Source organism: Deinococcus hopiensis KR-140 (assembly GCF_900176165.1).
Lineage (GTDB): Bacteria > Deinococcota > Deinococci > Deinococcales > Deinococcaceae > Deinococcus > Deinococcus hopiensis.
The window spans coordinates 1136814-1152836 of the sequence record NZ_FWWU01000009.1; the positions used below are offsets into that span (position 1 = coordinate 1136814).

The window sequence follows — 16023 nt, forward strand, 5'->3', positions numbered from 1 at the left end:
GAACTGGGAAAGCGCGCAGCCCCTGGGAAAAAGCGGGTTCCGCGCGTGGAGTCCGCAAGCCGGCGCTTTTCCGGGCCGAAAACGCGGCGGACCATATCCGTATGGGTCTAGTGCTTAACTCACCCTTCATCTTCATCCGCCCCGTCATGCTGGGGCCGTGCGCTTCCTCCTTCCGCTGCTCCTAACTGCACTGCTTGCCCAGGCCGCGGCGACGGCACCCAAAGCGTCGTCTGGGCCCACAGGCTATGTGCTCTCGGGCATGCCCCTGGTGCGGCAGACCTACAACGCCTGTGGTCCGGCGAGCCTCACCGAGGTGCTGGCGTATTTCGGCGTGGACATGGCGATGGAGGACGTGAGCCGCCTGACCCGTCCCACCGAGCGCTCGTACATGACGGCGCAGGCCATCGTGGACTTTGCGCCCCAGGTGGGTATGGAAGCTCGGCTCTTTCGCGGAGGCACGCTGAATACGGTCCGGGCAGCCATTCGCAACCGCCTGCCCCTGATCGCGCTGCAGTCGCACATCACCACCACCCAGGTCATTCCCCACTGGCGCGTTGTGGCGGGCTACGACGACGCCGCGCAGCAGGTTTACCTGATGGACCCGTTGCTGGGCTACGTGCGGATGGGCTACGCCGACTTTCTGCGCGTATGGGCCGATCACCAGGGCCAGTTCGCGGTGATGTATCCGCCCGACTGGCGCGGCACGGTGAAGAAGGTCATCGGGTAGGCGGCCAGCGGTCAGCCGTCAGCGAAACCAGATGGTCCGCCACCTCGCCACCGTGAGGGTGGACGTGTCCAGCTCGAGCGTGGCCCGTTGCCGCAGCAGGGGCTGGACGAATTTGACGTGCTCCAGAATTCGTGCCTGGTCCCCGGCACTCTTTACGGGTTGTTGGTGCGCGCGGCGAGTCGCTCCAATATCACGGGTACGGGAGCGCTGAGCAGCACCACTGCGTCCAGCAGGCCGTAAAACTGCCCTTGGTTGGTCTTGCAGCCGGACAGAACGAGGGACGCGGCGCGTGGGGCGGTGAGCAGTTGCCGGCTGCGGTCCTCGCGCCAGACCCAGTCGGGTGTGCTCCCGCCGGGGTGTGTGGCCCACGCACCCCACTCGTCGGTGTCGGTGCGATGGCCGTGAAGCCGCGCCGGGCCAGCTGCTCGGTGACGGAGGTCTTGCCGGTGCCGGACATGCCGGTGATGAGGCGTTTCATCAGCGGTCCCCCTCATCTGCCTGCGCAGGCACAAACAACCCCTGTCCCGTCCAGAACGTCATCCGAACGCCCCGGGGCGTCCATCCACGCCGCCGGGCGAGGTGACCGGAGAACAACGCGGGCGTAAGCACCACGCGCAGGCCCACCCCGGTCAGCAGTCCCGGGACCCACCGCCTTACCGCCGGAACACGCCGCCCTCCTGCATCACCTCGCCGTCCAGGCTGAGGCGTCCGCCGCGCCGCAAGTCGGTGATGAGGTCCCAGTGAATCGCGCTCGCGTTCACACCACCTGTCTCCGGGTACGAGCGGCCGAGCGCGAGGTGAACGGTGCCGCCGATCTTCTCGTCGAACAGGATGTTGCCGGTGGGCGCCTGAATGCCGGAATTGGTCCCAATGCCCAGCTCACCCAGCCGGCGAGCGCCGGGGTCGGTGGCAAGGGCGGCGCGCAAAACTTCTTCGCCTTCCTCGGCGCTCGCCTCCACCACCTCGCCTGTCCGGAAGACCAACCGCGCGCCGCGCACCATCTGCCCGGCGTAGCTCGCGGGGACGGTGAACGTGACAACGCCTTCGGCGCTGTGCTCAACCGGCCCAGTAAAGACCTCACCGCTGGGCATGTTGCGCCTGCCGTCGCTGTTGGCCCAGGTCCGTCCGCCCACGCGCAGGGTCAGGTCTGTGCCGGGGGCTTCGATCCGCACCACGTCCGCGCGGGTGAGGCGTTTGATCAGCTCCGCCTGCATCGTCCGCACCTCGCCCCAGGCAGCCACGGGATCTGGGCGGTCCAGAAACATCGCGCGCATCACAAACGCGCCGAACTCCGCTTCGGTCATCCCCGCCTGTGCGGCGGCGTGCGCGGTGGGAAAGAGGGTCAGGCTCCACTTCTTGCGGGCGCGCAGGGTGGCGAGGGGCGCGCGGGCGGCAGTCAGTCGTGCGCGGCGGGCGGCGTCCCCTCTGGGGTCCGGTTCGGGCGTCAGAATCCGCAGGCTGCCGTCCAACGCTTCCGCGTCCACGAGGTCTGCCGCATGCGTCTGGTCGAGCACCGCGCCGGAGGCGAGGGCGGCCCAGTCCTCGTCTTGCCCCGGATACTCCAGCCGCACCACGGGCCGCGCTCCTCGGCGCAGGAAGGCCCGCGTCACCTCGCGCACAAGGGGGAGGGCTCCCGTTCCTCCCGCCACGAGCAGGCGATCGCCCTCACCTGCCGAGAGGCAGTAATCGGCCAGCAGGGCCGCGTGGGGTACGGGATCGTAGGTCAGCGTCCCGGTGGGCACGCCTTCTGGGGTCGTCTGCATGCGCCCGAGCGTAGCACCCTATACAGCGGCTATCCTGCCCGGAGATGACGGCCTCCGCTTTCAAACCCGAACTCCCCAAGCTCGATCCGCACAACACCGCCGTGCTGACCATCTCCTGCCCGGACCGTAAGGGCATCGTGGCCGCCGTCTCGCAGTTTCTGCACAGCCATGGCGCGAACATCCTGCATTCGGACCAGCACTCCACGGACCCGTCGGGCGGCACGTTCTTTATGCGAATGGAGTTCCACCTCGATGGCCTGGACCTTGCCCGCGAGCCCTTCGAGCGGGCCTTCGCGTCGGTGGTGGCCGAGCCCTTCGGGATGAACTGGCGGCTGGGCTATACGGCAGAACCCAAGCGAATGGCCGTGCTGGTGAGCAAGTACGATCACTGCTTCCTGGACCTGCTGTGGCGCAAGCGCCGGGGCGAGCTGAACGCCGAGATCCCGCTGGTGATCAGCAACCACGAGGACCTGCGCCGCGACGCGGAGATGTTTGGCATTCCCTTCCACGTCGTGCCCGTGACGAAGGAGAACAAGGCCGAGGCCGAGGCCGAGCAGGTGCGCCTGATGCGGGAGGCCGGGGCCGACTTCGCCGTGCTCGCCCGCTACATGCAGATTCTGAGCGGCGACTTCCTGGCCTCGTTCGGCAGGCCCGTGATCAACATCCACCACTCGTTCCTGCCCGCCTTCGTTGGGGCCAATCCGTACCGCGCGGCCTTTAAGCGTGGCGTCAAACTCATCGGCGCGACGAGCCACTACGTCACCGAAGAGCTCGACGCCGGGCCGATCATCGCCCAGGACGTGGTGCCCGTCACCCACCGCGAAACCCCCGACACCCTGATGCGCCTGGGGCGGGACGTGGAGCGCCAGGTGCTCGCCCGCGCGGTGAAGGCCCACGTGGAGGACCGGGTGCTCGTGGAGGGGAACAAGACGGTGGTGTTCTAGCGCATTGGGGAGAAGGGCAGCCCTCACGGCGCCCTTCTCCCCAATGCGCCTTCAAGTTCGCTCTGCTCGGTTAAAAAGACGTCCTCTTTTTGACGAATGCTCTGGGCATGCTCAGCTTTCAGCGCCTGGCGGCCGGCCGCTAGTTCAGCTCCCACACCTCCCCCGGCAAGAACCCCATCAGCGTGTTCAGCCGCTCCAGCAGGGTGGGGGCCTCCAGGGCCTCCTCGCGCTGATCTGCCCCGAGGGGCAGCAGGGCAGCGGCGAAGCTGGCCAGGAGCAGGGGGTCTGTGGGGGCGTACTGGCGGATGTCGCGGGAGTCGTCCGGACGGGCGCGGAGCAGGCCCGACAGCAGGCGGCGGGCACAGTTGTCCTCGGGGAGGGTGGACGTGGCGAGAGGAGGGGACTCCAGCGGCCACAGGCTCACCTCGGCGCTAAGGTAGCTGTGACCCAGATCAAAGCTCTGCACCCGGAAACGCTCGCCGCCCACCACCTTGATGCTGCTGGTTCCGTCCTCATGGGCTTCCACTTCGCGGAGGTCTGCCAGCGTGCCCACGCGCGACACCCGCGCGTGAAAGGGCAGGGGCGAGGCGTGACGTGACGCCAGGATGCGAACGATGCCGAAAGGCTCGCCGCTCTGCTGTACCCGCGACAGCAGTTCCCGGTAGCGTGGCTCGAACACGTACAGGGGCAGGACCTGTCCGGGAAACAGCACCACGTTGGGAAGGGGAAACAGCGGCACGCGCATATCGGATGTTATGGTGCGCCCTCCCGGGCTCTCATACCGGGGCAAGGCATACAAAAACCCGGTCAGGACAGCATTTTTCACACATCAATGGTCTGACTTCACACGTTTACATCAGGCTCCGCCGAAGCGGGGTCCGCTTTTCGCCGCCGCTTCTTTTTCGGCGCGGGTGGAGGCGGCGCGCCCCACGCCTCAAGCTCCCCGGAGGTGACCCCCAGCGTCAGCAGGTGGGCGCTGTCTTGCGGTGTCAGGCCTGCTCCCGGCAGCAAATCGGGTCGCCGGGCCAGGGTCCGCGCCAGGGCCTGCTCGCGCCGCCAGCGGGCGATGGCCGCGTGGTTGCCGCCCTTCAGGACCTCGGGGACGCCCTCGCCGCGCCACTCGGTCGGGCGGGTGTATTCGGGATAGTCCAGCAGGCCGCTGGAAAAGGAGTCCGTTCGGTGCGACTCCTCGTCGCCCAGCACGCCCGGCACGAGGCGGGTCACCGCCTCGAGCACGCAGGCCGCTGCCGCCTCGCCGCCCATCATCACGAAGTCCCCGAGGCTCAACTCGCGCGTGACCAGGCCCTCCACCCGTGCGTCGAAGCCCTCGTAACGCCCGCATAGCAGGGCGAGGTGGGTCTTTGCGCTCAGTTCCTCCGCCACCCGCTGCGTGAAGGGCTCGCCCGCCGGCGTGAGCAGAATCACCTCATCCGCGGAGGGAAGGCTCCCCAGCGCCCGCTCGGCCACGTCTACCCGGATAACCATACCCGCGCCGCCGCCGTAGGGCGTGTCGTCCACCTTCGCGTGCTTGTTCTCCGCAAAGTCGCGCATGTTGACCAGCCGCACGTCCACCAGCCCCCGCGCCCGCGCCTTGCCCACGATGGCCTCGGAGGTGAAGGGGGCCAGCAGCTCGGGAAAGAGGGTGAGAAGGGAAAAAGTCAGCATCCCGCCTCTGGTGCGGCAGACTTGCCGCGCCGCCCAGGAGAGGGCAAAGGGCAGAGGGCAGAGGGCCAGAACGCAGTTGGCCGCCGGCCATTCTCTGGTGGCATTCCGCCGCTCACTCGTCCTCCCCGTCTGCCTCCAGCAACCCTGCCGGAGCGTCTTCCGTCAGGTCCACGGCGGCTGGGCGTCCCCCTTCTCCTGCGCGGATAACCACATAGGGGGCTTGCAGGGGCAAGAAGCCTTCGCCGCCCGCGTAGGTGACGGCGAGTACATCCTGGTGGCCCATGTCGAGCACGTCTGTGACCTCACCAAGCCGGGTGCTGCCCGCGTCGAAGACGGGCAGGCCGCGCAGCTCGTGGTAGTAGTAGCTGCCTTCTTCCAGAGGGGGCAGGTCCGCGTCTGCGGCGTAGAGCTGCGCGCCCCGAAGTGCCTCGGCCCCCTCGCGGGTGATGACGCCGGTCAGGTGCAGCACCACGCCGGGCGCGAGGGGTTCGCTGCGGCGCACCTTCAGCCAGCCCCTGTTCTCCACCCAGACGCGCTTCAGCGCGAGGACCTGTTCGGAATCGCCCAGCACGTACACCTTCACGCCGCCCTGTACGCCGTGCGGCCCCAGCAGGTGCCCCAGGCGGGTGGTGTTCTCGGGGACGCTCATCCCTTGCGCGGCGCGTCGAGGTCTACGTTCACGCGTTCGCGGGGGTCACTGGCCGCGCGGACCAAAATCCGGATCGCCTGAATCACGCGCCCCTGCCGTCCGATGAAGCGGCCTTCCTCGCCCGGCCCCACCCGGACGATCACCGTGGGCCCCCGCCTGGAGGCGCGCACGAGCGCGGGCTGGTCCACCACGTTCTGCGCCAGAAACAGCGTCAGTTCCACCGGATCGGTCTTCATGGCGGGCATTGTAGAGGGTCCGTGGAAAGGGAAGTGGCGTTCTGCCCGCCGGCCGCTCTGGGGCCGGGAAGCGGCGAGAAAGTCACCATCGTACACGCGGCGATCAGCGGCCGTGCCCCTGGCTTAGGGCTTGAGGATCAGCTCCAGCAGACCCGCGAGGACCATGACCGCGCAGGGAGACCGGCAACCAGAGGGGCAGCGCGTCTCCAGTGCCCACAACGACGGTGCCCACCAGCGTGACCGGGACGGTCAGGAATTCCGCCAGTTCGTACAGCCACCTCCCGGTGCGCTGGGCACGGGTCAGCTGGCTGCGGGGCGGCCCACCGTCTGGAGACAGCCGCTGCAATACGGCCGGTTGCTGCTCTCCAGACAGGCGAGTTGGAACCGGTGCCCGGCTGCTTGGGGCGCGCCATTCGCCTCAGCGAGCGCGTGCTGCCCCAAGGTTGGGAGGAGCAAGCCCCGTGGGCGGAAGCCATCAGCCCTTTCTCAGGAGAAGGCCCGGAACCGCAAAACAGGAAAGAGGCTCCCCGCGGGGAGCCTCTTTCTCAAATTCGGCGCTGCTTAAGCGACCTTAACGCCCTGCGACTTCAGCAGGCGGCGTGCGGTGCCCGTGGGCTGGGCGCCCTGGGCGATCCAGTGGGCGGCACGCTCGGTGTCGACCTTCAGGTAGTTCTCGGTGGTCTTGCGGGGGTCGTAGTGCCCCAGGTTCTCGATGTAGCCACCGTCGCGGGGGCGGCGGGCATCGGCGACCACGATGCGGTAGTGGGGGTTGTGGGTGGAACCGTAACGGGACAGGCGAATCTTAACCATGATTGAAAAACCTCGGGTGGGAATGTTGAGGGTGGGGCTCCCGCTTAGGTGGCGGGGTCATGCGCCCGCAGCAGCCAACCGAAGCGCACCGAAGGAGAGTATCAGAGGAGTGGGGCAAGGGGCAAGGGCCCTTCAAAAGGGCGGTGCGACGGGTTGACGCGAGCCGCCACTCACCTCGTTGAGCTGGAAGGCCATCCGGCCGGGGCCGAAGATGGGGCTGCCCCCCACCGTCCCCAGCGGCGCGCCCTGGTCCACCCGGTCCCCCACGCCTACCCGCGTGTCTGCGAGGCCGAAGTAGGCCGTTACCGCGGGGCCGTGGTCCACGAGCACCACCCAGCCCAGGCTGGCGTAGTTGGTGGTGGCGATCACGTTGCCCGCGAGCGCCGCCACCGCCTGCGCGCCGTCTCCACCCTCCACCACGATCCACTGCGCGCCGCCCTCGCCGTAAGGCTGGGTGATGCGGCCCCCTGGCAGGGGAAAGGCCAGCGGACCGCTGGAGGCGGGCAGGGGGGCCAGTTCCCTGACCGTCTGTTCCTGGGCCTGCTGCACCTGGGCCTCGCGCTGGGCCAGGGCTTCACGCTCCTGCTGGAGTTGGGCTGCGCGCCGCTGCTGGGCGGCGAGGGCGGCGTCCCGCTCGGCCTGTTCGCGCTCACGCGCAGCCTGTTCTCGCGCGGCCTGTGCCTGCGCCTGACGCAACGCCGCCTCGCGCGCCTGGGCTTCGGCGAGGGCGCGCGCCCGGCGCTCCCGTTCCAGCTGGGCCCGCCGCTCGCGCTCGGCCTGGATGCGCGCTTGTTCCGCTCGGATGCGGGCCTGGCGTTCCTGCTCCGCACGGACGCGCGCCTGACGCAGCGCTTCCTGCCGCGCCCGTTCCTGGGCCTCGCGGATGCGCCGCAGTTCGGCCTCGCGGCGGCGGCGCTCCTCTTCCAGGCGGCGGCGGCGTTCTTCTTCCAGCTGGGCGCGCTCCTGCACCGCCGCGCCCACCAGCCCACTGATGGTCCGCGCAGTCAGCGCCTGCTGCGCCTGGTTCTGCGCTGCGAGGACGCGCTGGCCCTGCTCACTGCGTCTGAGCCCGGACAGCAGCCGCGTCTGCTCGGCGCGGCGGTCGCGCAACTCTGTCAGTTTGTCCAGTCGCTCGCGTTGCAGCGCTTCCAGATTGGCCGTTTCCTGCGCCTGCTGGGTGCGCTGCCGGGTCAGCGTCTGCACCTCGCTCCGTAGGGTCCGCGTGACCTCCACGTTGTACTGCCCGGCGCGGTTGACGTACTTCAGGCGAATCAGGAGGTCCGACAGGCTGCGCGACTGAGACAGCAGCTGCAGGTAACGCCCGCTGCGCTCGCGGTACAGGGCGCTCAGGAGTTGCCGCAGGTCACCCTGCAGCCGGTTGACCCGCACCTGCGTGACCCGCCGCTGGGCGGAGGTGCCCTCCAGTTGCGCTTGAGCGAGCTGCACCCGCTCGGCCAGGGTCGCCGTCTCGTTTTCCAGGTCTGCGACGGAGGTGGACAGCGTGTTGAGCCGCGCCAGCGTCTGCCGCTGCTGACTGGAAAGATTCTTGATGTTCTTCTGCAGGCGTTCGAGGTCCTGCCGCTGCTGCCGGACCTGCTGCCGCTGCTCCTGAAGCTGGCGTTGCAGGGCCTTCAGGCGGGCGCTGGTCAGCGGTCCGCCGTTTGACGCAGCGGCCTTTTGCGGCGCCTTCTGGGCCGTGGATGCCGCCGGAATTTGCGCCCAGCCTTCACCCGTTCCGGTCAGCAGGGCCGCCGAGAGCAGTAGCTTGCGTCGCAGGGTCACTCCAGGCTGGATCACTCCAGCTCCCGCAGGTAGCGGCGCGAGGCGAACAGGCTGCCGATCAGCCCCATCAAGACGCCCAGCAGACCGACACCGCCCAGGATGGGCACAAGGCTTTGCAAGTCCCGCACCACCGGAAAGACCGGCGCGAACAGCCGCACCCGCGATGACAGTTCCAGGTACGTCGGTGTGAGCAGCGCCAGGGCCAACACCGAGGCCGATAGCCCCAGCAGCACACCCTCGATCACATGCGGCATGCGGATAAAGCCCCGTGTGGCCCCGAGGAGGCGCATCACGCTGATCTCGCTGCGCCGCGCGTACATGGCGACGCGCACCGCGTTGAGGATGTTGAACAGGGTGCCCAGCAGCAGCAGCCCTACCAGCGCGTAGGCCGCGCCTCGCACAGCCGTCAGCGTGCGCACGGTCTGGTCCACGTATCCGGCTCCGTACTCCACGTCGTCCACGCCCGCCAGGGTGGACACGGCGGCGGCCACGGTGCGCGAGTCCTCCACCCGGCCCACCCGCATCCGCAGCGTGTCGGGAAAAGGGTTGCCCGCGAGCTGCGCCGCCTCGCGCACGTAGGGGTAGTCCCGCGTCATCTCGTCGAGGGCCTGGGCACTCGTGACGATCTTCGCCGAGCGGACCTGCGGAAACGCCCTCACCCGCCGCAGCAGCAGCGTCCCGTCGGCTCCCGGACCCAAGAAGGCCGCCACCTCCACCTGCGACTCCATCTGCGCCAACGTGCGGTTGACGTTCAGCGTCAGCAGCAGCACCGAGCCCAACATCAGCAGCGTCAGCGTCATGGTGGTCAGGGTGGCGAAGGTGGCCGTGAGGTTGCCCCGCATGGAAAGCAGGGCTTGGCGAAAGTGGTAGGTCACGGCGTGCCTCGGGTGGGCACAGATGGCGTGGAGCAAAGGGCCGAAGGCCTTTTGACGCTCTGCGTTCTGCGCCCTGCACTCTGCCAGGCGCGCGGCGCCCTCACAGCGCGTACCCCCCATACGGATCGTCGCGGACCAGGCGTCCCTTGCGCAGGGTCAGGGTGCGGTGGCGAAATGTTTCCACGAGGTCGCGGGCGTGGGTGGCGACGACGACGGTGGTTCCGCGCAGGTTGACGTTTTGCAGGACCTTCAGGACCTCGCGGCTGTGGTCGGGGTCGAGGTTGCCGGTGGGCTCGTCGGCGAGCAGCAGGGGTGGGTCGGCAACGATGGCCCGGGCGATGGCGACGCGCTGCTGCTCGCCCTGGGAGAGTTGTACGGGCAGGGCCAGCTTCTTGTGTTCCAGCCCCACGGTCCGTAGCGCCGTGTTCACGCGGCCCGGCCACTCGCGGCCTGGCACGCCGGTCACCCGCAGGGTAAAGGCCACGTTGTCGTAGGCGTTGAGGTGTTCGAGCAGCAGGTTGTCCTGAAACACCGTGCCGATGCGCCGGCGCAGCAGGGCCGTCCGGCGGCCCTTGTAGCGCGTCAGCGGCTCGCCCGCCACCCGGACCTCCCCGCGTGAGGGCAGGGCGCGCTTGAGGACCAGGTTCATAAAGCTGCTCTTGCCCGCGCCTGAGTGGCCAACCAGGTACACGAACTCGCCCTTCTGAACCTCCAGGCTCAGGTCGTCGAGGGCCAGGGTGCGGGTCACGGGGTATTCGAGCGTCACGTGCCGGAACGTGATCATCGGGGGGCACCGCCGACGCTGCCCAGGGCGGGGGCGGCGGAAAAGGGCCAGGGAGACGCGTGGATCATGCTTGCGGCCCAGCATAGCCCAGCACCCTCTCCGGAAGCCTTCAGCCTTCCGCTCTCGTCTGCGGAAGGCCGGCCGCCTCTCCGTCACTTCCGTTTCAAATCTCCTTCACGTGTTCGCCCTATGCTGACCGGGTGAACCGGAACCGTACCTTGCTCGTGGCGGGTGCCCTCGCCGCCACCACCGCCGTCGGATACGCGCAGATCAGCGCGTATTCGCAGGCCGAGCTGCTGAAGTCCAAGACGGGCCAAGCGTTCTTGCAGGTCATTGGAGACCTGAACCAGTATTACCTCTACCCGGTGGATCAGGAAAAGCTGCTGCGCGGCGCGATCAACGGAGCCATCGGCAGCCTGAACGACGAATTCACCTACTACAGTGAACCCGACAACAACGCGGTAGACGCCCAGAACCTGAACGGTGAGTTCGGGGGCATCGGTGTGCAGCTCACCGCCGCCAACTCCGACGGCACGGGCGGCAAGGTCGATAATGTATTCAAGGGCGGCGCGGCGGCCAACGCCGGCGTACAGATCGGCGACGTGTTCGTCAAGATCGCCGACACCGAGGTGCTGCAGAGCAAGCTCGACGAGATCGTGCGCCTGGTGCGCGGTCCTGAAGGGTCCACCGTCAGCGTGACGTTTAGCCGCAATGGCAAGCCCTACGCGGTCAGGATGGAGCGGCGCAAGGTTACCATCGTGAGCGTCGAGGAGACCATGTTGCCCGGCAATGTGGGGTACATCGCGCTGAACACCTTCTACAACGAGAAGGCCGCCGAGCAGTTCCGCGCCGCCGTGGCCGACATGAAGAAGAAGAACGTGTCCAAGCTGATCCTGGACCTGCGCGACAACGGGGGCGGGCTGCTCAGTGCGGGCGTGGACGTGGCGGACCAGTTCCTGGGGACGGGGAATATCGTGACCCTGCGTGACCGCAACAAGAAGACCGAGGTCTACGGCAAGGCCACCAAGACGGCCAGCGACTACACCGGCAGGCTGATGGTGCTGGTCAACAAGAACAGCGCCAGCGCCAGCGAGGTCGTGTCGGGAGCGCTGCAAGACGAGAAGCGGGCCACCATCGTGGGTGAGCAGACCTTCGGCAAGGGCGTGGCTCAGATTCCCATCGACACGGTGGACGGCGGCAAGGTCGCCATCGTGGCCAACGAGTGGCTTACGCCCCTGGGCCGCCAGATTCACAAGAAGGGCATTGCCCCCGATGTGGTGGTCGTCGACACCCGTTACACCGCGCCTCTGAACTTCACGGGCGGCGGCCTGAAGCCGGGGGCCAAGATCAGCCTGACGGTGGACGGCAAGCCCGTGACCGTGACGGCCGACAAGGACGGCAAGTTCACCTACACCGGCGAGGTCAAGCGCCCCAGCCGCAGCGCCAGCCAGGGCGAGGCGGCGGTGGACCTACAGGGCGACGCCATCCTGAAAAAGGCGCTGGACCTGCTGAAGTAGGCGGCCGCGCGCCGCGCAAGCCCGCTGCCTCTGGTCCGCAAGACAACCGCGTTGCCGCGTCTCCTCTGAGAAAGGGAGCGCGGCAACGCGGCTTTCCTCTGGATCCGCCGCTCGCTTCTACCCCACCTGGCGAGAAGGCTCGCCCTCCTCCGGGAGGCGCGTGGTCAGGGCGACGGGCCGGGAGGGATCCATCAACCGCTCCAGCGCCTCCACGATCCGTGGGTCGAACTGGCGGCCTGCCTGGGCGCGGATCTCCCCGAGGGCGTCCTCGCGGCTCCAGGCTTTTTTGTAGGGACGGTCGCTGGTCAGGGCGTCGAACACGTCGGCCACCGCCACGATGCGTCCACGCAGGGGAATGGCTTCCGCGGCCAGGCCCTGCGGATAGCCATTTCCGTCCCAGCGCTCGTGGTGCGTCATGGCGATCTCCTGAGCGGCCTGAATCAGTTCCGAGCGGCCGTGCGCGAGGATGTTCGCGCCGATGGTCGTGTGCGCCTTGACCACGCTGAACTCCTCGGGCGTCAGGCGTCCGGGCTTGAGGAGGATGGCGTCGGACAAGCCGATCTTGCCCACATCGTGCAGCGGCGCGACCCGCTCGATCAGCACCGCTTCCTCCTCGGGCAGGGCGAGTTGCCGTGCGAGGTCGGCGGCCATGCGCGCCACCCGGTGCATGTGCTCGCCAGTGTCATCGTCGCGGTGCTCGGCGGCGCGGGCGAGACGTTCGAGAATCTCCAGCTGGGCCTCTTCCAGCTCCTGGGTCCGGGCCTGCACGTGCTCTTCGAGGCGCTGGTTCTGGGCCTGCAACTGCGCTTCCATGGCCTTACGCGCCGTGATGTCGAACGCAGTGCCGATGAGTCCCTGGACCTCCCCCTGGGCGTCCCGGAAGGCGCTCTTGGTGGCCAGGAAGGTCCGGGAGCTCCCATCGGCCAGCACGTCCGTCACCTCATCGCTCAGGGGCTGTCCGCTGGCCAGCACCTGCCGGTCGCGCGCCCGGTTGCTCTGCGCCGTCTGACTGGGAAAGAGGTCGGCGTCGCCCTGGCCCAGGATCTCATTCACGGGGCGGCCCATCAGCCCAGCTCCCGCCGCGTTGATCATGATGTACCGGCCTTCCAGGTCCTTGACGTACATCGACTCGGGCACCGTGTCCACGACAGCCCGCAGCAATTTGTGGCTGGTATCCAGCGCTTCCCGCAGGGCGTGACGCTCACTCAGGTCGCGCAGATGCAGGGCAAAGAGCGTCTCCCCGTGCGAGGTGAAGGGCGTGATCGCCAGTTCGCTCGGAAACGGCTCGCCGCCCCGCCGCTGCGAGGGCACCTCAACCCGGCGGCCGATGGGCGTCCCCTCGCCCTCGCCCATGAAGTTGCGGATGCCCTCGCGGTGCCGCTCCCGCAGGTGCTCGGGAATGATCAGGGCCGTCAGGTCTTGCCCCACGGCCTCGGCCCAGGTGTACCCAAACATCTGCTCGGCCGCGCGGTTCCACTCCAGTACCCGGTGGTGCTCGTCGGTGGTGATGACTGCGTCCAACGCTGAATTCAGGATGGCGTCCTTCCGCGCGGCCTCGTGGGTGCGGTCCAGCAGGGTCTGACGCAGGTCGAGCTCACTCATTACGCTGGTCGCCAGGTCCGTCAGGGTCTGGCGCTCGTCGGGCGTCAGGTCCGGGCGCACCACGGTGTCCATAATGCACAGGCTACCGATCACCTCACCATGCCCGGACAGCAGCGGCGCGCCCGCATAGAAGCGCAGATGCGCCGGCCCAGTCACCAACGGATTGTGGGCGAACCGCGAATCCTGGGTGGTGTCCGGCACCACCAGCACGTCGCCGAGGGCCACCGTGTAGGTGCAGAACGACAGCTCACGCTGATTTTCCCTCAGGGTGGTGCCCACGCACGCCTTAAACCACTGCCGATGTTCTTCCATAAAGGTAATCAGGGCAATGGGCGCGCGAAAGAGCCGGGCAGCGAGCCCAGCCAGTCGGTCAAAGGCCCCCTCCGGCGGGGTCCCCACAATGTTGTAGCGGCGGAGGGCCTGAAGCCGGCGAAGTTCGGCCTCGGCCTGCGGAGCCGCAGAAGGAGTGAAGTCAGGCTCCAGCATGGTCCACAGGGTAATCGGATGGGCCTGTCTCTGGTCTGACAGCAGGGGGACATGACAAGGAGTGCGGTGAATCAGTTGGAAAATAACGGGTTGACCTGAGCGGAGCGAGCGGGAAAAACGGTGACACAGAGGCGTGGAATCACCGGAGCAAGGTGAAGCCCACAGGTTGCAACGCATTCTTGGGATTCGTGCTGGGAGCGTTCCCCGCCCAGGTCCACTCAGTCCCAGTCCCAGGTCTGCCAGTCACTGGGCTGGGCGTCCCCACCCCGTTTCTTCTGACGGGCCGCCCCCTCCTCTACGGGAGCCGGATACCACGGGTAGACCGACGCGAGGGCCTGGTGTAACCGGCGCAGCAACAGGGCACGGAGGGCCGTTTCCTCAGCGGGCTTCAGGCCGCCGATCTCGCGCCCCAGCCGGGTCAGCGTCTTTTCCATGCCGGACAGATACGGCTCGCGCGCCAGCCTCACCGCGCCTTTGCGCAGCGGCTCAGGGTGGACGACCGGCGCGTAGCTCGCTGCCGCCGCTTCCAGCAGGGCGGCCCGTTTTATCCGCCGCGTTTCGCGGGCCCGCTCGGTCCGCTCACGGGCATCGGCGGCGCGGGCCTGGGCGATCAGAAAGGCTTCCTCGCGCTCGGCCTCCTCCACCCGCTCCTCCCGGTAGAGCTTGACCGGAGGCAGGCGGCGGCGGCCCATCTTCAGTCCGTTTTCGCGCTGGCCGTCGTGTGGGCCCAGAAATGTGGAGATCATTGCCGCTGTCCAGCCGCGCTCCTTGAGGTCCTGCGTCGCCAGGAAGCCGGGAGGGTTGACCGGCTTTTCCGGAGCCGCCTTACGGGGACGCTTCACCACGGCCCCGCCTCCCACTCGGCGCGCAGCAAGTCCAGCCGCACTTGATCGAACCTCCGGCCGCCCAGCACCCGGGCCTCGCGCACCCGCCCGCACTCCCGAAAGCCCAAGCGGCGGGCCAGTCGAATCATCCGTTCGTTGCCGCTCCAGGTCGTCACGGTCAGCACGTGGGCGTCAGTCCAGTCGAAGGTGTCGGCCACCCACAGGGCCAGCGCCTGTGTGCCCACCCCCCCGCCCCAGTACGCCGGATCCAGGATCAGAATCCCCAGGTCCCACCAGCCGCCGCCTTCAGGCTCCTCCTGAGAGCGGTTGACCATCCCCACGCATACGCCGTCCACGTCGATGACCTGCTCGTCGGCGTCGGGAGGATGAGCGGCCATGTGGGCGACGTACGTTTCCATCGTGCGGTTCGTGACCGGGGCTGGGAAATATGGGGCGTCCCAGCGCCGCCACTCGGCCCCGGCGTCGGTCAGCCAGTGGGCCAGGAGGGGCAGATCGTCCGGGCGGCGGTCGCGCAGGACGACGCCGAGGGCACTCCGGGTGTGGCGGGGCGGCGGGGTGGAAGAAGCGTCCACGGGGCGCATCATGGCAGAAAGCGGGGCAACGCACCGCATGCCCGCGCGCCCTGTTCGGGGCGTTCAGACCGGACGGACCAGGTGAACGTAGTCCTCGCCTGCCACCTGGCGTACACCCCCCGAGGCAAAGCCGTGCCGCCGGTAAAGCCGCTCTGCCGCTCCACCCGGCACCGTCAGCAGGCCCAACCGGGGCAGGCCGAGCGCAGCAGCGTGGGCGAGGCAAGCGCCGAGCAGCAGGCCGCCCAGTCCCCGGTCCCGCGCGCTCGGCACCACCGCCAGCGTGTCCAGATACAGCTCGCCGGGCGAGGCTTCCGGGTCTATCCGGTCCGGCAGACCCAGCGCCCGCAACCGCGCCCGGAAAGGCTCGTCCAGTCGCCTGGCCTCGTTCCCAGGGTACGCGACGGCCAGGCCCACGGGACTGCCGCCCTCTTCCAAGATCAGGGTGTGCCCAAAGCTGAGCCGGTTGTCCGGCTGCCTGAAAAAGGCGGCGATCACCCGCGCCGCGTCCCCGCCGTCCCCCTCGCCTGTCAGCGCGTATCCGATCTGGCCGGCGGTGGCCTGGATCAGGGGGGCGGCAAAGGCAGCGTCCGTGGGCGTGGCGGGGCGCAGGAGCGGAGGCATGGACAGAGGGTAACGCTGTTGCCCACCCCCGCACACCTGCGCCTGATCCCCTGGGCCAGGGGCTGGAGGAGGGGCGCGGCCCTTCTGCCCTTCCTCCGCGTTGAAGGGATCCCAGAGGCTGGCTCTTCGCATTGAGGGCAGGACA

Annotated in this window: 18 protein-coding genes; 3 read left to right on the forward strand and 15 right to left on the reverse strand. The window is 68.4% G+C overall.

Annotated elements, in window-relative coordinates; genetic code table 11:
* Positions 1-157 precede the first annotated feature (157 nt).
* Positions 158-727 (forward strand): C39 family peptidase, encoded by a 570-nt coding sequence (locus B9A95_RS19060; protein ID WP_084048732.1) that lies wholly within the window; start codon positions 158-160, stop codon positions 725-727.
* Between the two features lie 152 nt (positions 728-879).
* Here B9A95_RS19060 and B9A95_RS19065 read toward each other — a convergent pair whose 3' ends face one another.
* Both B9A95_RS19065 and B9A95_RS19070 read right to left on the reverse strand, forming a co-directional pair.
* Entirely contained in the window at positions 880-1221 is a 342-nt protein-coding gene (locus B9A95_RS19065) for a hypothetical protein (protein WP_245808383.1), read from the reverse strand.
* Positions 1222-1380: 159 nt separating this feature from the next.
* Entirely contained in the window at positions 1381-2490 is a 1110-nt protein-coding gene (locus B9A95_RS19070; protein ID WP_084048733.1) for an aminopeptidase, read from the reverse strand.
* Positions 2491-2534: 44 nt separating this feature from the next.
* Here B9A95_RS19070 and purU point away from each other — a divergent pair, with 44 nt between their 5' ends.
* On the forward strand, positions 2535-3434 hold the full coding sequence (gene purU, locus B9A95_RS19075; protein WP_084048734.1) for a formyltetrahydrofolate deformylase: 900 nt from the start codon (positions 2535-2537) through the stop codon (positions 3432-3434).
* Positions 3435-3573: 139 nt separating this feature from the next.
* On the opposite strand, the gene B9A95_RS19080 is transcribed toward purU, so the two are convergent.
* From B9A95_RS19080 to ftsE, 9 genes are all read right to left on the reverse strand, one after another.
* Positions 3574-4179, reverse strand: coding sequence for an LON peptidase substrate-binding domain-containing protein (locus B9A95_RS19080; protein ID WP_084048735.1), 606 nt, complete (start codon positions 4177-4179; stop codon positions 3574-3576).
* A gap of 98 nt (positions 4180-4277) precedes the next feature.
* Positions 4278-5099, reverse strand: a complete 822-nt coding sequence (trmD, locus tag B9A95_RS19085) for a tRNA (guanosine(37)-N1)-methyltransferase TrmD (RefSeq protein ID WP_084048736.1) — start codon at positions 5097-5099, stop codon at positions 4278-4280.
* Positions 5100-5211: 112 nt separating this feature from the next.
* A complete protein-coding gene (gene rimM / locus B9A95_RS19090) occupies positions 5212-5748 on the reverse strand; it encodes a ribosome maturation factor RimM (RefSeq protein WP_084048737.1) in 537 nt (178 codons plus the stop codon).
* Entirely contained in the window at positions 5745-5984 is a 240-nt protein-coding gene (locus tag B9A95_RS19095) for a KH domain-containing protein (RefSeq protein ID WP_084050835.1), read from the reverse strand. Before B9A95_RS19095 ends, rimM begins: the two co-directional genes overlap by 4 nt.
* Positions 5985-6087: 103 nt before the next feature.
* A complete protein-coding gene (locus B9A95_RS19100; RefSeq protein WP_084048738.1) occupies positions 6088-6330 on the reverse strand; it encodes a hypothetical protein in 243 nt (80 codons plus the stop codon).
* 215 nt (positions 6331-6545) lie between these two features.
* Positions 6546-6794, reverse strand: a complete 249-nt coding sequence (gene rpsP / locus B9A95_RS19105; protein ID WP_084048739.1) for a 30S ribosomal protein S16 — start codon at positions 6792-6794, stop codon at positions 6546-6548.
* A 132-nt stretch (positions 6795-6926) separates the two neighbouring features.
* Complete coding sequence (locus B9A95_RS19110) at positions 6927-8576, reverse strand: murein hydrolase activator EnvC family protein (RefSeq protein ID WP_245808384.1); 1650 nt, start codon at positions 8574-8576, stop codon at positions 6927-6929.
* An 11-nt stretch (positions 8577-8587) separates the two neighbouring features.
* Positions 8588-9451, reverse strand: coding sequence for a cell division protein FtsX (locus tag B9A95_RS19115; protein WP_212648349.1), 864 nt, complete (start codon positions 9449-9451; stop codon positions 8588-8590).
* 100 nt (positions 9452-9551) lie between these two features.
* Positions 9552-10235 (reverse strand): cell division ATP-binding protein FtsE, encoded by a 684-nt coding sequence (ftsE, locus tag B9A95_RS19120; RefSeq protein WP_139806888.1) that lies wholly within the window; start codon positions 10233-10235, stop codon positions 9552-9554.
* A 200-nt stretch (positions 10236-10435) separates the two neighbouring features.
* On the opposite strand from ftsE, the gene B9A95_RS19125 reads away from it, so the two are divergent.
* Positions 10436-11752 (forward strand): S41 family peptidase, encoded by a 1317-nt coding sequence (locus B9A95_RS19125; protein WP_084048741.1) that lies wholly within the window; start codon positions 10436-10438, stop codon positions 11750-11752.
* 117 nt (positions 11753-11869) lie between these two features.
* Here the strand turns inward: B9A95_RS19125 and B9A95_RS19130 are convergent, their stop codons facing one another.
* The 4 genes from B9A95_RS19130 to B9A95_RS19145 all read right to left on the reverse strand — a co-directional run bounded on the left by B9A95_RS19130 (position 11870) and on the right by B9A95_RS19145 (position 15878).
* Positions 11870-13840 (reverse strand): PAS domain S-box protein, encoded by a 1971-nt coding sequence (locus tag B9A95_RS19130; protein ID WP_084048742.1) that lies wholly within the window; start codon positions 13838-13840, stop codon positions 11870-11872.
* Positions 13841-14058: 218 nt separating this feature from the next.
* The gene (locus B9A95_RS19135; RefSeq protein WP_084050839.1) at positions 14059-14682 is read right to left on the reverse strand and encodes a hypothetical protein; all 624 of its coding nucleotides are present in this window, start codon (positions 14680-14682) and stop codon (positions 14059-14061) included.
* Entirely contained in the window at positions 14679-15266 is a 588-nt protein-coding gene (locus B9A95_RS19140; protein ID WP_084050838.1) for a GNAT family N-acetyltransferase, read from the reverse strand. The genes B9A95_RS19135 and B9A95_RS19140 overlap by 4 nt, the downstream gene beginning before the upstream one ends.
* A 54-nt stretch (positions 15267-15320) precedes the next feature.
* On the reverse strand, positions 15321-15878 hold the full coding sequence (locus tag B9A95_RS19145; RefSeq protein ID WP_084048743.1) for a GNAT family N-acetyltransferase: 558 nt from the start codon (positions 15876-15878) through the stop codon (positions 15321-15323).
* Between the last annotated feature and the right edge of the window lie 145 nt (positions 15879-16023).

What these genes read in the sequence shown, in the direction of transcription:
- B9A95_RS19070 (WP_084048733.1), bottom strand. Translation starts at nt 2,490, where the DNA reads ATGCAGACGACCCCAGAAGGCGTGCCCACCGGGACGCTGACCTACGAT.
- B9A95_RS19095 (WP_084050835.1), bottom strand. Translation starts at nt 5,984, where the DNA reads ATGAAGACCGATCCGGTGGAACTGACGCTGTTTCTGGCGCAGAACGTG.
- B9A95_RS19145 (WP_084048743.1), bottom strand. Translation starts at nt 15,878, where the DNA reads ATGCCTCCGCTCCTGCGCCCCGCCACGCCCACGGACGCTGCCTTTGCC.
- trmD (WP_084048736.1), bottom strand. Translation starts at nt 5,099, where the DNA reads ATGCTGACTTTTTCCCTTCTCACCCTCTTTCCCGAGCTGCTGGCCCCC.
- B9A95_RS19080 (WP_084048735.1), bottom strand. Translation starts at nt 4,179, where the DNA reads ATGCGCGTGCCGCTGTTTCCCCTTCCCAACGTGGTGCTGTTTCCCGGA.
- rimM (WP_084048737.1), bottom strand. Translation starts at nt 5,748, where the DNA reads ATGAGCGTCCCCGAGAACACCACCCGCCTGGGGCACCTGCTGGGGCCG.
- B9A95_RS19140 (WP_084050838.1), bottom strand. Translation starts at nt 15,266, where the DNA reads ATGCGCCCCGTGGACGCTTCTTCCACCCCGCCGCCCCGCCACACCCGG.
- B9A95_RS19130 (WP_084048742.1), bottom strand. Translation starts at nt 13,840, where the DNA reads ATGCTGGAGCCTGACTTCACTCCTTCTGCGGCTCCGCAGGCCGAGGCC.
- rpsP (WP_084048739.1), bottom strand. Translation starts at nt 6,794, where the DNA reads ATGGTTAAGATTCGCCTGTCCCGTTACGGTTCCACCCACAACCCCCAC.
- purU (WP_084048734.1), top strand. Translation starts at nt 2,535, where the DNA reads ATGACGGCCTCCGCTTTCAAACCCGAACTCCCCAAGCTCGATCCGCAC.
- B9A95_RS19065 (WP_245808383.1), bottom strand. Translation starts at nt 1,221, where the DNA reads ATGAGGGGGACCGCTGATGAAACGCCTCATCACCGGCATGTCCGGCAC.
- ftsE (WP_139806888.1), bottom strand. Translation starts at nt 10,235, where the DNA reads ATGATCACGTTCCGGCACGTGACGCTCGAATACCCCGTGACCCGCACC.